Annotated in this window: 11 protein-coding genes; 1 reads left to right on the top strand and 10 read right to left on the bottom strand. The window is 60.4% G+C overall.

The annotated features are described in order from the left end of the window. Positions 1–49: 49 nt before the first annotated feature. The 10 genes from B0G52_RS12890 to B0G52_RS12845 all read right to left on the bottom strand — a co-directional run bounded on the left by B0G52_RS12890 (position 50) and on the right by B0G52_RS12845 (position 14,278). Positions 50–1,027, bottom strand: a complete 978-nt coding sequence (locus B0G52_RS12890; protein ID WP_233162636.1) for an ABC transporter permease — start codon at positions 1,025–1,027, stop codon at positions 50–52. Next, positions 1,020–2,522, bottom strand: coding sequence for a sugar ABC transporter ATP-binding protein (locus tag B0G52_RS12885; RefSeq protein WP_094044818.1), 1,503 nt, complete (start codon positions 2,520–2,522; stop codon positions 1,020–1,022). The genes B0G52_RS12890 and B0G52_RS12885 overlap by 8 nt, the downstream gene beginning before the upstream one ends. Positions 2,523–2,544: 22 nt before the next feature. Continuing rightward, on the bottom strand, positions 2,545–3,246 hold the full coding sequence (locus B0G52_RS12880; RefSeq protein WP_094044816.1) for a GntR family transcriptional regulator: 702 nt from the start codon (positions 3,244–3,246) through the stop codon (positions 2,545–2,547). A gap of 399 nt (positions 3,247–3,645) precedes the next feature. Then, positions 3,646–6,609, bottom strand: coding sequence for a glycoside hydrolase family 2 protein (locus tag B0G52_RS12875; protein ID WP_158223689.1), 2,964 nt, complete (start codon positions 6,607–6,609; stop codon positions 3,646–3,648). A gap of 106 nt (positions 6,610–6,715) precedes the next feature. Continuing rightward, positions 6,716–7,519 carry a carbohydrate ABC transporter permease gene (locus tag B0G52_RS12870; RefSeq protein WP_094044812.1) on the bottom strand — a complete coding sequence of 268 codons (804 nt, stop codon included), beginning with the start codon at positions 7,517–7,519 and terminating at the stop codon, positions 6,716–6,718. Further along, positions 7,516–8,472 carry a carbohydrate ABC transporter permease gene (locus B0G52_RS12865; RefSeq protein ID WP_094044810.1) on the bottom strand — a complete coding sequence of 319 codons (957 nt, stop codon included), beginning with the start codon at positions 8,470–8,472 and terminating at the stop codon, positions 7,516–7,518. Before B0G52_RS12865 ends, B0G52_RS12870 begins: the two co-directional genes overlap by 4 nt. A gap of 18 nt (positions 8,473–8,490) precedes the next feature. Next, positions 8,491–9,864: an extracellular solute-binding protein gene (locus tag B0G52_RS12860; RefSeq protein WP_233162634.1), complete on the bottom strand. Its 1,374-nt coding sequence runs from the start codon at positions 9,862–9,864 to the stop codon at positions 8,491–8,493. Positions 9,865–10,038: 174 nt separating this feature from the next. Next, positions 10,039–11,793 (bottom strand): sensor histidine kinase, encoded by a 1,755-nt coding sequence (locus B0G52_RS12855; protein WP_094044808.1) that lies wholly within the window; start codon positions 11,791–11,793, stop codon positions 10,039–10,041. Positions 11,794–11,800: 7 nt separating this feature from the next. After that, positions 11,801–13,348 (bottom strand): response regulator transcription factor, encoded by a 1,548-nt coding sequence (locus B0G52_RS12850; protein ID WP_094044805.1) that lies wholly within the window; start codon positions 13,346–13,348, stop codon positions 11,801–11,803. Positions 13,349–13,384: 36 nt separating this feature from the next. Continuing rightward, complete coding sequence (locus B0G52_RS12845) at positions 13,385–14,278, bottom strand: AraC family transcriptional regulator (RefSeq protein ID WP_094044803.1); 894 nt, start codon at positions 14,276–14,278, stop codon at positions 13,385–13,387. Between the two features lie 206 nt (positions 14,279–14,484). Between B0G52_RS12845 and B0G52_RS12840 the strand changes: the two genes are divergently transcribed. Continuing rightward, positions 14,485–14,772, top strand: coding sequence for an STAS domain-containing protein (locus B0G52_RS12840; protein ID WP_094044801.1), 288 nt, complete (start codon positions 14,485–14,487; stop codon positions 14,770–14,772). Positions 14,773–14,791 lie beyond the last annotated feature (19 nt).

Below are 14,791 nucleotides of genomic sequence, written 5' to 3'. Positions count from 1 at the left end.
GATCTATACAATCAGATTCGCCCTGGAGGGCGCCTCTCTGATTCCCCGGTCAGTTGCGCTTGGCGCGCTGATCCAGAATGACCGCTCCGGCAATGATCAGACCTTTGATGATCTGTTGCCAGTACGACGAAACGTCCAGCAGATTCAACCCGTTGTTGATGACCCCGATGATCAGCACGCCGACGATCGTGCCCAGCAGCGAGCCTCGTCCGCCGAACAGGCTGGTTCCGCCGATGACGACCGCAGCGATCGCATCGAGCTCGTACCCCATGCCACTGTTCGGCTGTCCGGAGCTGATGCGGGAAGAGAGCAGAATGCCAGCCAGCCCGGCCAGGAAGCCGTTAATGACGTACACCCAGATTTTCACTCTGTCCACGCGAATGCCGGAAATTTTGGATGCGTTCTCGTTGCCGCCGATCGCGTAGACGTAGCGGCCGAACTTGGTTTTGTACAGCACGATTCCCATGACAGCGGTTACCGCGATGAAAATAAGCACAGGTACCGGAATCGGGCCGATATAGCCTTGGCCCAGAAATTTGAACGGATCGGAGCTGACCACGATCGGCCTGCCGTTCGTATAGATCAAGGCGATGCCTCGGGCAATTGTCATCATCGCCAGCGTCGCCACGAACGGCGCGACGTTCAGCTTCGCGCTCATCGTTCCGCTGACTCCTCCGAGCAGGCCGCTCGCCGCCACTCCCGCCAGCAGCGCCCAACCTACCGCTCCGGGATCGTGCGCGACTATGCTCGTCGCGATGACCGCCGCAACCGCCATCAGCGAACCGATGGAAAGATCGATGCCCGCCGTCAAAATAATAAAGGTCATCCCCACGGCAAGAATGCCGTTGATCGAAACTTGGCGAAGCACGTTCATCAAATTGGTGACGGTCAGGAACGTATCCGAGACGAGGCTCAAAATGACGACCGCGCCGAGCAGGATCGCGATCAGACCGTATTTGCGCATCATCTCCGAAGAATTTCCGTCCTTGACGAATTTCTGCCGTAATGCCGGTATGCCGCTAAGCAATGCGTCCACCCCCGAGTGCACATTCCAAGATTTGTTCCTGCGTGATTTCGCCCCGAAGGAATTCTCCGCGGATTTCCCCTTCACCCATAACCAAAATTCTGTCGCTCATGCCCAGCACCTCCGGCAGCTCGGACGAAACCATCACGATCGCCAGCCCCTCCCGGGCGAGCTTGGATATCATGCGGTAGATTTCCGCCTTGGCTCCGACGTCGATGCCGCGCGTAGGCTCGTCCAAAATCAGCAATTTGGGCGAAGTCAGCAGCCACTTGGCGATGACGACCTTCTGCTGATTGCCTCCGCTGAGCGTCAGCACTTCCTGCTCCATCCGGTTCATCTTGATGCGAATTCCCGCCAACATGTCGTCGCATGCGGCCGCTTCGGCCGATCGAGAGACGAACGGGCCCGCGCTGATCCGCGACAAGCTGGCCAGCGTCATGTTCTCGCGGATCGACCGGCTGAGCACGAGCCCGAGCTCTTTTCGGTCCTCGGTGACGAAGGCGATGCCGTGGCGGATCGCATCGCTCGGATGCTTGATCCGGATTTTCTCTCCGGACATCAGAACCTCTCCGCCATCCGCCCGATCGATTCCGAACAGCGCCCGCATAACCTCGCTTCGTCCCGCGCCCATCAGGCCCGCGATGCCGAGAATCTCTCCCTGCTTTACGGAGAAGGAGATGTCCTTGAAATAAGGAAGCCGAGTAAGGCCGCGCACTTCGAGCACCGTTTCCCCGATGAGCGCATCCTCCTTAGGGTAGATGGCGTCCAGCGGCCGGCCGACCATCATCGAGATCAAGCCGTCGACCTCCGTATCGCCCGTATTCCGGACACCGATCAGCTTGCCGTCGCGAAGCACCGTGATCCGATCGGTAATCGAGAAGATCTCTTCCATTCTGTGAGAGATGTAGACGACCGGAACGCCTTGTTTTTTCAGCCGGTCTATCGTCTGAAACAGCGTCTTGACCTCGTTCTCGGACAGAGCGGACGTCGGTTCGTCCATAATGATCAGCTTAGCGTTGTAAGAGATCGCCTTGATGATCTCCAGCATCTGTTTCTGCGCCACGCTGAGCGTTCCGACCTTCGTATTCGGCCCGGCGCGAAACTGAAACTCCTCCAGCAGCCGCCTCGTCTGTTCCTCGAGCTGCTTCCTGCGGATGAACGGCGTTCCCGGATACCGCGGCTCGCGGCCGAGAAAAATATTTTCCGCCACCGTCATCTCTGGAATCGGGTTGAGCTCCTGGTGAATCATCGCGATGCCGAGATTCAGCGCCGCTTGCGGATCTGCGATCTGCACCTGGCTTCCTTCGAATTCGATTTCACCCGCGTCAGGCTTGACCAGCCCCGACAGAATCTTCATCAGCGTCGACTTGCCGGCCCCGTTCTCACCCATCAGCGCGTGTACCTCGCCCTTGCGGACTTCCAACGACACGCCGTCCAGCGCTTTGACTCCGAAATACGACTTCGTGATGCCTCTCATCTGTAACACGATATCGCTCATGACCCGCCCTCCCCTGGAACGATCAGAACCAAAGATGGGCCCCGAAGCCCTCCGTCTCGTCTTCCTTCAAGTCCATGCACTCCCGGTAAGAACGGTAAATATGCTTGCGCATCGTCAACTCTGCCTTGTCCGGGTCTCGTCCCTTGAGCGCCTCGATCAACTCGGCGTGCTGTTCCACTTCTTTCTCCTTCGTGGATTCGTTTCCAAGAATGCGGTTGACCAGGGCGATCTGAAAGGAAATCGACTCATAGGCATGCAGCAGCCGGGAATGCTCGGAAAGCTTCATAATAGAGTGGTGAATGTGCAGCGATTCCTCCAACAGCGTGCCGATGCCCTCATCCGTTGCCTTGACCTTCATCTCTTCGTAAAAGCGCTCCAGTTCCGCGATCGCTTCGTCGGAAGCGATTTGCGTCGCCAGCCGGATGGCCAACCCCTCGATCGAAGCCCGCAGCGAATAAATCTCGAAAATATCGCGGGCGCCCAGTTCGTTCACGACCGGACCGCGGTTCGGCACGAGAGTGACGATCCCTTCCCCCGCCAATTGCCTGACCGCTTCCCTCACCGGCGTCTGGCTGATGCCGAGCTCGCGGGCGAACTTCGTCTCGACGATCCGGTCCCCCGGATTCAGCTTGCCGGCCAAAATTTCTTGCTTGAAATACTCGACCAGATCGTGGCCCATGTTCTGCTTGTCGGCAAAATATTGCCTTGAGATCGTCTCTTTCAATTGTTTATCCTCCTTGTTCGAATAGAAGCGTCCGCTACTTTTGCGTATCTAAGATTCTATATTATATATAATATATGATATAGAATCTTGTTGGCAATAAAAAAATGTAGTTGATCCGTTCACACTCGACAAGAATCTCAACTGAACGCATGCAAGGCAATTGGTGGATACGGAAGAGAACACTAATGAAGCCGCTGGCGGCGGTGGAGGAGATAAGCACGTCGGACGGGCTTACTGCGCGTACCTACGGGGCGACGGAGGAGATATGCACGCCAGACGAGCTTACTGGGCCAACTCGCTTTCTAGCCCATAAAAAATAAGCCGCAGCGCCAAAAGCGCACGCGGCTTATTTTTAACTCCAGCGAAGACAGACTCCGTCGTTAGGCTACCGGCCAGTAGCTAAAGAAAAGAATGAATGCCCCGCAAGCGGAACAAGCCCAGCACTTGGCCGACGGTCATGCGGGCCGAAGGGCGGAAGTCGTCGCCGAGCAGGTAGCGCAGCATTTCGCCGAACAGGTGCGCGCTCTCGGGGCGCTTCCAGTCGGGCGGCGAGCGGAAGGCCAGCGTCGTGACGAACAGCTTGCCCTGCCCGACTTGGGCTTCGAATACGCTTGCCAGCCGTTTGGCGCGGTTGAAGTTGTCGACGATCTCGACGATCGGCTTGACTTCCGGCACCGTATCCAGGCAGATGGCCGGAGTTCCGTTGAACAGATGATACCAGTGCCAATCCGAACGGCCGTCGTGTGGGAACCGTCCGAGCGCGGGATGCGGGCGAACGACCGCGCCCATCGTGCCCCCGGCCTGCTCGGAGAACATCAGATAGTTCCAGAATACCGGCAAGTATTTCGTCATCGGCGCGTCGTACAATTCGCTTTCCCCCGCCAGCAGCCACACCCGACCTCCGCCGTTCAGGTATTGAAGCGCGTTTGTCGTGAGTCGTTCGACGATCGCCAGCTTCACGCCCTTGTGCGACGGATAGACGAAAGGATCGAATTTGGCGTTCGGCTCGAAGGAAGCGCCGTACAGAGCAGTCTTCAGCGCAGGCACGCTGCTCCAGACCGACTCGGCGTTCTCGTACCGCATCCGAGGGAACGACCAGAACGACCAGGCGTTGCGGATTTCCCGGTCTTCGTCGAGCCGTTCCTTATCCCCCCACCACACCTCCAGCACAAGCTCGGACGCCTCCGCTCCCGCAGGCAGGCCGATCCGCACCGTCCCGATCTCCTCCACGCTGCCGCGCGCCGTTCCGACCACGACCAGTTCGCCCGCGTTAAGGAGAAGCGGTTCAGGTGCGCTCCATTCGCTCTTTCCGACCGCAGTTCCCGCGAACGCGGCGCCACTCGGGGCCCTACCCGCGGCATCGCCCCGGTCGCTATCCGCTGCACCGCCGACCGGCGCAGCCATTCCGCGTTCGCCCTCATCCAGAACGCTTCCCTTACGAAACAGCCGCCAACCGACGCAACCGGCCAGCTCCGGCTCCTCGCCGTAGTGAGACAGCAGAATCCGAACGTCCATCGTCTCGCCCGCGAACAGCGTGCGGCCCTCGCAGGCCATCAGCAGCACGGTCGGACCGTTGAAGTCGAGCGCCCTCTCCGGCTCGATCGTCCCCTTGCTGCCCCAGAATACGTCGAGCAGCCCCGTCGTCGCATGGCCCTGGCCCGGAAAATCGCGGATATCGAGCAACTGCACGCCAGCCGCCCCCGGCGTACGGCGCGCCCGCTCCATCGCTTCCTTCAACGCGCGCACCTGGTGAACGCCGGTCGCTTCAATCCACCCGTCGACCCGCTCCTCCAACCCTTTCGCCCGCAGCGTCTCCTCGATCGTCTCCAGCCACGTCGGCCGAAGCACGCCGGTGTACTTCTCCTTTTCCTCCGGCCTGGCGTACATCGTAAACTGCGCGTGCTCGTGCCCAAGTACCGGCTTGTCCGTAAGCCGGGCAACCGCCGAGAAATCGCGGTTCGTCGCGGGCAGAGCAATCTCCTCCGTCTTCAGCGGCACATGCCAGTTGAAGGACGGAATGAAGAAGTCGCCCTCGCGATCCTGCTCCGGAAGCTGCCCGAAGCCGGTATTGTCGGTGACGAGTCGAGTCGGATCGAGCCGTCTGGCGTATCGAACCCACTCGTTCAGCCGTTCATGCCCGTTATCCTCCGTCAGCTCGTTGCCCATCGAGAACAGAACGAATGAAGGATGCGCGTTTAAGCTTTCGTAGATGCGCTCCAGCTCCGCCTGCAAGAAGGCATCCACCTCCTCCGGCGGCTTCGCGCCGCGCGGCTGGTAGTGCGCCGACCAGTGCGGAAGCTCCGTCTGCACGAGCATGCCGGCCTCGTCCGCCGCTTCCCAGAACGGCTCTGGCGCGTTCCAGCCATGCAGTCGTACATGGTTGAAGCCGTACGACCGGGCAATGCGGAATTGCCGCTCGTAGTGCGCCTTGTCCCAGACCGGATAGCCGGTGAGCGGAAATACGCAGCAGTCGACGTAGCCGCGCAGCCATACCGGCTTGCCGTTCAGCTCCAGCCCCTTGCCCGAGGCGGCAAGCCTCCTCAAGCCGGTCCGCCGCGCGACGCAGTCCATCGTCTCCTCCCCTCGCTTCAGCAGAAACTCCGCTTCGTACAGCTGCGGATTCCGATCCGACCAGAGCGCCGGAGCGTCGCCCAACTCACAGACCAGCTCCGCCACCCCACCCTCCGCAACTGGCGCAAGCGCCGAAAACACTTCCCCGCTCGGAGCCCGGAAGCGAACCTGAACCTCGCAGCCCGCCCGCTCCTCCTCCTCGGTCAGCACCTCGACTCGACAGCGAAACGTCCCCGCGAGCGGATCGGGAACCAGGCTTACCCGGCCCAGCCGAACGGCGGGAAGCTCGACGAGCTTGACCCCGCCGGTAATGCCGCCCCACTCCGTCGCCGTGTGCCTAGTATGAATGTGGCTGTCCGCCAGCGGCAGCCTCATCCGGTTGTCCACGCGAACGAGCAGCTCGTTGTCTCCCTCCGTCAATGCATCCCCAAGCTCGTAGCGATGAACCGCAGACAAGCTGTCCCGCAGTCCCGCGAACACGCCGTTCACCCACACCTCCGTCGTCCAGCGAACGCCCGCCAGCTCAAGCATCTGCTGCGCTCCCTCGTCCGTCCGTTCGAGTCGAACCGTCTTGCGGTACCAGCCCGCTCCGACGTACTCCCGCAGCTTCGTCCACGTGTCGATCTGCGGGAACGCCGGCTCCTCTCCGTACCCTTGCTCCTCCCACGAGCCGGGCACGTTGATGCTGCCGCCCCCGAAAGCGGCAGCGTTCGGCGGCGCGTCCTTATACCGATCCTCCGGGTCCAGCAGAAACTCCCATTCCCCGTCCAGCACGGTCTCCCGTCTGCTCATTTTTTCTCCCCCTGGTCCAATGTACTTGCCTTCCCATATGCACGGCCTCATCCACCCAACGAAACCCCAAACGCGCCAAGAAGGCGGCGCAAGCGCCGCCCTCGGATCAGCCCTTGACCGCTCCGGCGGTGAGCCCTTTCATGAACGTTTTGGAGCCGAGTATGAACAGAATCAGCACCGGAATCGTCGTCATCGTCAACGCCGCCATCCGCGCAGCATAATCGGTTCTGTGCACGATGCCCAGATTCGAAATAAAGATCGGCAGCGTATACCATTCCGACTTGTTGATCGTCACGAGCGGCAGCAGATAGTTGTTCCACGACCACAGAAACACGAGCGTCGCCAGCGTCGCCAGACCGGGCTTCATGATCGGCAGCACGATACGGACGAAGATACCCGGCTCCGAACAGCCGTCGATGCGCGCGCATTCGAGCAAGTCGTTCGGAATCGAATCGCGCATGAACTGGATCATGAAGAACGCGCCGAACGGGAACGCCGCCCAGATGAGAATAACCGGCCAGAGCGTGTTGCCGACGCCAAGGTGCCGCATCTCGATAATGTAGCCGATCAGTCCGACCTGCGTCGGCACCATCATCGTCAGAATGACGAACGTCTGCAGCCATTTGCGGCCCTTGAATTCGAACTTCGCCACCGCGTAGCCGATCAGCGTGCTCGTCAGCGTCGCCAGAACGACGGAAGCGACGGATACGATCAGGCTGTTGCCGTAGACGTGCAGGAAGTCGGCCTTCAGCACCGTCTTCAGGTTTTCTTGCAGGTAGCTTCCTGGAAGGATCGGAATACCTTTGAACAAATCCTCGTTATAGTGCGTTCCCATCACGGTCATGATGTAGAACGGAAACAGCGACAGCAGCGATATGACAACCAGACAGATCCACATGAGAGCTTTCATCGCTTGTCCTCCTTCGGCGCCGTCAATCGGTAGCTAATGACGGAGAATAGCACGATCAGCAAGAACAACGAATAAGCGATCGCCGAAGCATAGCCGAAACGCGTATTGGAAATGAACGATTCGTCCACGAATTTCCAGATCATCGTAAGAGCCGTATTGTCCGGACCGCCTACCTGAGCGGAGCCCGACCAGCCGCCGTAGAGCAGCTTCGGTTCGTCGAACAATTGCAAGCCGCCGATCATCGACGTCACGACGAGAAACACGGTAATGTTGCGCAGCAGAGGCATCGTGATTCTGAGGAATGTGTGCAGCCCCGTGGAGCCGTCCACCTTCGCCGCCTCGTACACGTCCTGCGGGATGACCGTCATGCCGGCCATGAAAATAATCATGAAATAGCCGAGATTGCGCCAGATCACCATCAGGGCGATGATCGCCCGCGAGCCCCAAGGGTCCTGAAGCCAGTAGAAGCCTTCTTCCAGAATGCCGAATTTCGTCAGGAGCAGGTTGACCAGCCCCGTTTGCCAATCGAACATGTAGGAGAAAATAAACCCGATCGCCACCGGAGTCGTAATGTACGGCAGCACGTTGATCGTCTGGAAAAACCGTTTGCCGCGCGTCAGCTGGAACGTCCAATAGGCCAGCGTGAGCCCGAGGATCAGCGTCAGCGGGATAAACATCAGCATCATCAGCAGCGTATTCCAGAGCGACTTGATAAATAGAGGATCGTTCGTCCATAGCTGGACGTAGTTTTTGAAGCCGATATACGTCTTGGCCCCTATTCCGTTCCAGTCATGCAGACTGAGCACGAAGGAGTACAGGATCGGATACAGTTGGAACGCCGCATAGGTCAGCACAAACGGCAGGGCGAAAAGATAGGGCCACATGCGTGGCCCCCATCTGCGTTTGCGGGATGCGGCGGGTATGGCGTCGTAACGTTCCGCGTTCACGTTCATCCCCCGTTCTCCCGTCGATTACTTGACCGTCGCGTCGGACGCCTTGTTCTTGAACTCGGTCTTGAACTTCTCCAACGCGGCGTCGACTGTCGTGGAAGCGTCCTTGGTCCAGAGCGGATACAGCGCGTTGAACACGCCGTCCACCACGGAGTCATACTTGGACTGCGGCTGCCCCTTCATGTCGGGGATGATTTCCTGCAGGAAGTATTGCGACAGGTTTTGCCCGCCGAAAAACTCGTCGTAAGCGCCCGGAGCCTCGAACAGCGCCTTCTGCTTCTCGTAAAATTCCTTGTTGCTCGTCATGTTGCCGAAGGTTTGGAAATTGTACAGAGATCCTTCCTCGGACTGGTAAGCGAATTGGACGAACGCCCACGCCGCTTCCTTCGCCTTGCTGTCCTTGTAGATGCCGACGGCGGTGCCGCCGCGGGCGAAGCCGACTTCCGGCGCCTTGACGAGTCCCCAGCGGCCCGAGCCTTCCGGATCGTTCGCGGAAATGTGCCATTTCGGACCCCACGGAGCCATCGGGTAGAACATGAACTCGCCCTTGGCCATCGACGCGGACCAGGCCGGCGTCCACAGCTCGTTCTTGCCGAGAATGCCCGCGTCGCGCATCTTGAACAGCGTCTCGATCGGCTGCTGCAGCTTCGCGGTCAAGTCGACCTCGCTGCCGTTCACGTAACTCACCGTATTTTGGTTTCTCAGCACGAGGAACGCGTCCCCGAGTCCCGGGAACATGAGCACCTTGCCGTCGCTCTTGTCCTTCAGCTCGACGCCCTTGGCGATAAAGTCGTCCCAATTGGACAGCAGCTTCGCCAGCTCGGCCGGATCGTCGGTGCCCCAATATTGCTTCGCCAGGTCGCGGCGATAAGCGAAGCCCGCCGGCGTGATGGCTTGGTCGACCGCCACCACTTCGCCTCTGGAGTTGGAGATGAACGGAATCGTGTAGTCCAGTACGCCGCTCCGGTCGAAGTTGTATGGCGCGCCTTCCAGATTGTCGAGTACGTCCAGATCGAACAGCTTGCCGCGGTAGGCTTCCTCGCCCAGGATGACGTCCGGCACGTCGGAGCCGGAGGCGATGCCGCTCTGCAGCTTCTGCAAGTAATCGTTCGGATTGACGACGGTGACCTCGACCTTGATGTTCGGGTATTTCTTGTTAAACTCCGGGATCATGCCATTTTGGAACGTTTCGTCCCAGTCCCATACTTTGACGGTGCCGCTGAGCTGCGTCGGATCGGCCGGAGCCGAAGCGGACGGAGAAGCGCCTCCGGCCGCGGGCGAAGAAGCCGACGGAGACGCTTCGTTGCCGTTGCCGCCGCAAGCCGCGAGCAGCCCCGCCAGCAATGCGAAAGATGTGAAACCGCCCACCCATTTGCCAAGCTTTCTGTTGTTCACGATGGTGAGTCCCCCCAAGAAAAATGTTGTAAGTGGTGGTTCGAAAAGTCCGCAGCGTCTGCGCTGCAACCGAACCTTCGAACGCGCACTGTAAGTGCTTGCACCGTTATCGTACCCCGGGGGCCATATGCTCCGTAATCGGTCAAAACGGCGATTTCGTATAAAATCCGGCGGTCACGGCGCCTCCCCTCCGGCTTCCTCCGTCTCGCTCCACGGCAGCACGATCCGCACAAGCGTGCCCCTGCCGGGTTCGCCGAACGCTTCCAGCCGGGCGGAAGCGCCGAAATGTGTCTTCAGCCGCTCCCGGATGTTGGACAGGCCGATACCCCGCGTGCGCTCCGGACCACGGCCGACGCGCACTGTCCACTCTTCCTGGGGAACGTCCATCCCCTGTCCGTCGTCCTCCACTTCCAGACAGAGCCTTTCTCCGTCCCGATACGCGCGCACGACGATCGCCCCCTCCTCCCGCTCCGACGGGATAATGCCATGCACGATCGCGTTCTCGACCAGCGGCTGAAGCGCCATCCGGGGAACCGATCGTCCGAGCAGCGCCTCCTCGATCTCCCATTCCAGCCGGAACCGGCCGGGATACCGTGTCTGCTGAATGACCGCGTATTTGTCGACGATTCGTTTCTCCTCGGCCAGCGGCGCGCGAACGGCCCCTTCCCCCGTCTTGATCGTGTCCTGGAGGATGGCGATGAGCGCCTGCGTCACCTCGGCCGCCTCCCCGCCGCGCCCGGCGTGGGACAAGTAGATGACCGTATTCAAAGTATTGTACAAAAAATGCGGATTGATCTGCGCCATCAGCAGATCGATCTGCATTTGCCGCTTCACCGCCTCGTTCCGCACGGACGTCTCCATCAGCCCCTTCAGGTCCTCGACCATCCGGTTGAAGCCGCTGCCGAGAATCTCCAGCTCGTCTCCGCTGCGGATGCGCACGCTCGTCCCCAGGTCGCCCACGGCAACCCGCTTCATCGCGTTCGTCAGCCTAATGAGCGGCTTCGTCAGATTAACGATGATCGGCAGCATGACGGCGAACGTCACTGCGATGCCCGTGGCGATGATGACGAGGTAGAAGAAGAAGACGCGGTTGATCTTCTCGAACAGCTTGCTCTTCGACAGCAGCGCCGCTTGTCTCCATCCCTGGCTCATCGCCTCGTCGGTCAGCACGATCCGCTTGTCGTCCTCGGCGAACGTCTCTCCGGAGGCGAGCGCTTCCGCCATGAAGACGCGATCCGGCTCCGGCAGATTGCCGTTGGAGGCATGGAGCAGCTCGTCCGCCCCCGTGAACAGCTCGATCTGTTCGAAGTCCCGGGCGCTCTGCAAGAACACGTTGGCCAGCTCCGAATACGCGATATCGATGACAAGATAACTGTCCTCGGCCGCGTTTTGCCCGATGGGACGGTACTTGACCACGTAGCTGAACGCCTGGCGATTGCCGCTGATGAAGAAGAACGGATGCGGCTCGCTGTACCCGTTGCGGACGCCCTTCATTTTCAGAAACCAGTCCTGCTTCAGATAGTCCGCGAAATAGTCCTCATAGCCGGCGTAGTTCGAATAGGTTTCCCCGTTCGGCGGGGCGATGACGACGTTCAGAATGAAGTTGCTGAGCGCCACGAACCGGCCGAGCTTCTCCTGGACCGCCTGCTTGCGAAAATAGTTCTCCTCCACGCTCGCGCTCGGCGGCGCGTAGATCAGCTCGGTCATCTCCTCGTCGGAAACGATGTATTCGGCCGTCTTGACGACCTGCTCCTGGATTTTCTTAAGCTGGAACGAGATTTGCGCCAGCTTCGTCCGGCTGTCCTTGATCGACTGCTCGCGAATGATGCCCTTGGCGTAATCGTAGATGAAAAATCCGCTCACGATCAGCGAGAGCGAGACGACGAGCACCGTGCTGGCGATAATCTTGGTGCGGATCTTCATGCGCATCGCCGGTTCACCTGCGCTTCTCCATATATTCGAGCGGGGTCATGCCCGTCGTCTTGCGGAACACCTGGCTGAAATATTGCCCGTTGCGGTAGCCGACGCGCTCGGCGATCTCGTATACCTTCAGCGCGCCTTCGTCGAGCAGCCGCCTGGCCCGCTCCATCCGAATGTCCGTCAGCCGGTCGAGCACCGTCTTGCCCGTCTCCTCCTTGAACACATGGCGGAGATGGTCGCGGCTGATTCCGATCTCACGCGCGACCGCGTCGGCGTCGACGTCCGGGTCGGCGTAGTTCATCTCCAGATAATCGAGCGCCTGGCGCACCTTGCGCGACGCGGCGGGCCGGTCCGCATCCGCTGCCGGCAACCGATCCAGCTCCGCTTGGAACCAGGCGAGAATGCCTGCGAGCGAAGTCCATTCCGCCTGTTCCTCCTCACGCGCTTCCGAGAGCGAAGGCAGACCGGTCTGGGAGCGGCTCCGGTTCAGCGCGGCGACCGTCTGCCGGCACAGATCGGCGAAGCCGTCCCCGTCCCGCGCCTTCGCCGCCCGCTCGAACGCAGCCGCCAGCACTTCAGCCGCCTCCTTGATCTTGCGTTCCGCGAGCAGTCCCCGAATCGCTGACGCATCCTCTTCCCACGCCCACGGGGATGCGGCCATGTCTTCCTCGCGCCGCACATCGTTAAGCCGCAGCAGACAGCGCGGCCCATGGAAGATCGCCTGCTCCAGCAGCTTCATCGCTTCGCCCAGCCTGCGCGGCACGTCCGTCCGGCTCGCCAATCCGTACGCCAGTGCCGCCGATACGGTCGATCCGGCCAGCTTCTCCAGCGTCCGCACAGCCTCCGCCGTTTTCCGCTCCAGCTCCTCCCGCATCTTCCCTTCGCCGCGCACCGCGTTGTCGCCGTACACCAGCACGTAATGTCCGCCCAGAAACCGGACCGCCGCCAGCAACCGGTCCGCTTCGTCCTCCGGCCATTCCGGCGGCAGTTCGTCCACTGCGCGGGCCGCTATGGGCAGCACCGGAAAAGGCCGATCCGGCTGCAGCACCAGCAGCTGGAGCCGATCGTATCGCTCGCCGGCCCCGACCGTCGCCGTCCGCCACTGCTCGTCCGTCAGCGTTCGTCCGCCCAGCCAGTCGACGAGCAGCCTGCCCCGGTCGTGCTTGCGCGCCCGGCGCTCGCCTTCGATCTCCTCCCGCAAGCCGCCCAGCTCGCGCTTGACCGTCTCGGCATCCATCTCGTGCTTGACCCAGTAGTTCGCCACGCCCAGCTTGAGCGCTTCCTTGGCGTATTCGAACTCCTTGTAGGAGGTGAGCAGCACGATTTTCAGCGCCGTCCCTTCCTCCAGCAGCGCCTTGCTTAGCGCCAGCCCGTCCATGCCCGGCATGACGATGTCTGCGATCACCAGTTCCGGACGGTGCTCTCCGGCAAGCCGCAGCGCCTCCGCCGGCCTCGTGGCCGTGCAGACGATCTCGTAGCCGAGGCTCTGCCACGAGATCAACCCGCGCATATGCTCGATCGCCAGCACCTCGTCGTCCACCAGCATCACTTTTACCGGATTCATTCGCGTTTCTCCCTTCTTTGTACTTTTTGAACTCCCTTATCCTTTCGGGATTTGCCTATATTTCGTGGGGGACAACCCCATCATCTGCTTGAACAGCCGGGAAAAATAATACGGGTCCGACAGACCGACGGAGGCCGCGATCTGCTTGATGCCCAGGTCGGTCAGGTCGAGCAGCCGCGCGGCGCGCTGCATCTTCATCCGCAGAAAATACTCGATCGGCGGAAAACCCGTCTCCTGCTTGAACAGATAGATCAGATGCTGCTTGGATACGCCTGCGTGCTTGGCCAGCTCGGACAGCGTGATCGACTCCGCCGTACGGTCGGCCATGTAGCGAAGCGCCTTCTCCAGGCCGCCGTCTTTCCTTCTCTCCCGCGCCGCGGACTCCGTGGCGATGCCGATCCCGCTGAGCAGATGGCGCGTCGCCTGACTCACGTGGATGTGCGCGCCGGTCGCGTATGCTCGCTCCGCCAGCATGTCGTAGCACTGCCGGAACGTCTCGACGAATCCGCCGTACACTCCGATCGGCAGCGGCAGCGGCCCCCGGTCCAGCTCGTACTGGGCGATCAGCGCCGCGGCGTGCTCTCCTTTGACATGAAACCAGTATATGCTCCATGGCTCCCGCTCCGAGGCTCCATAGCGGTGCGGCGTATCGGCCGGGATCACGTACAGATGGCGGGCGGTCAGCTTCGTTCTGACACCGCTGCCGGTCAGCACGATCTCGCCTTCTCCGTCGGCGCAGAGCAGAACGATATGCGCGTCGCTGCCCTCGTCCCTTTCCCGATAATGGTAACGCGCGCTCGGAAAATAGCCGATGTCGCTCACGAACAGCTGACGGGTCAATTCGGCCTCCGCCAGCTCCTTCTGCAAATAATCGGGAAGCACGAGCAACAGCTCGCTCTCGAAGCCGTCCGGCTTCAGCAGCTCCTCCACGGGGAAACCTCCTCTTTTTCACAATAAATAAGAATATCATCCATCATCTTCTCCGATTCGTCAATTCGATCGCGCCGGGAGAGAGAGCATGATTTCCGCCGTACAGCGGCCAGCGATTCGACACGTTGTGACAATTGTCACAGAAAGATAATGGAATTTACGGTATAGGTAGGTATGACCGTTTCCGCTTATTTGGAGGTGTGCGAATGTGCTTTGAGATTACCGCCCGGGAAGAACGGATTACCGTCATCCTGACCGGAGCGATCGGCGTCAAGGAAGCGACCTCGATTCGCCAGCAGCTGTTCCCGCTTATTCAGACAAGCTTCGTAGACATCGCCTTTCACCTCGGTGAAGTAACGGAAATGGACAGCTCGGGACTCGGACTGCTGCTGGCCGTCAAGAAGATCGCAAACGACAACAACTCGAGCGTCTCCTTCCATGACGTTCCGGCTTCGCTGCGGGAACGTTTTCGTCTGACCGGGATTCTGATCTGATCGGCTGCGCGGGGGAGAA

The sequence above is a fragment of the Cohnella sp. SGD-V74 genome (assembly GCF_003001675.1).
Taxonomy (GTDB): domain Bacteria; phylum Bacillota; class Bacilli; order Paenibacillales; family Paenibacillaceae; genus Cohnella.
The sequence above is the reverse complement of the archived record's forward strand: the minus strand, read 5'-3'. Positions and strand labels throughout refer to the sequence as shown.

Coding starts and splice junctions, on each gene's coding strand:
- B0G52_RS12870 (WP_094044812.1), bottom strand. CDS start 7,519: ATGAAAGCTCTCATGTGGATCTGTCTGGTTGTCATATCGCTGCTGTCG.
- B0G52_RS12840 (WP_094044801.1), top strand. CDS start 14,485: ATGTGCTTTGAGATTACCGCCCGGGAAGAACGGATTACCGTCATCCTG.
- B0G52_RS12855 (WP_094044808.1), bottom strand. CDS start 11,793: ATGCGCATGAAGATCCGCACCAAGATTATCGCCAGCACGGTGCTCGTC.
- B0G52_RS12875 (WP_158223689.1), bottom strand. CDS start 6,609: ATGAGCAGACGGGAGACCGTGCTGGACGGGGAATGGGAGTTTCTGCTG.
- B0G52_RS12885 (WP_094044818.1), bottom strand. CDS start 2,522: ATGAGCGATATCGTGTTACAGATGAGAGGCATCACGAAGTCGTATTTC.
- B0G52_RS12865 (WP_094044810.1), bottom strand. CDS start 8,472: ATGAACGTGAACGCGGAACGTTACGACGCCATACCCGCCGCATCCCGC.
- B0G52_RS12850 (WP_094044805.1), bottom strand. CDS start 13,348: ATGAATCCGGTAAAAGTGATGCTGGTGGACGACGAGGTGCTGGCGATC.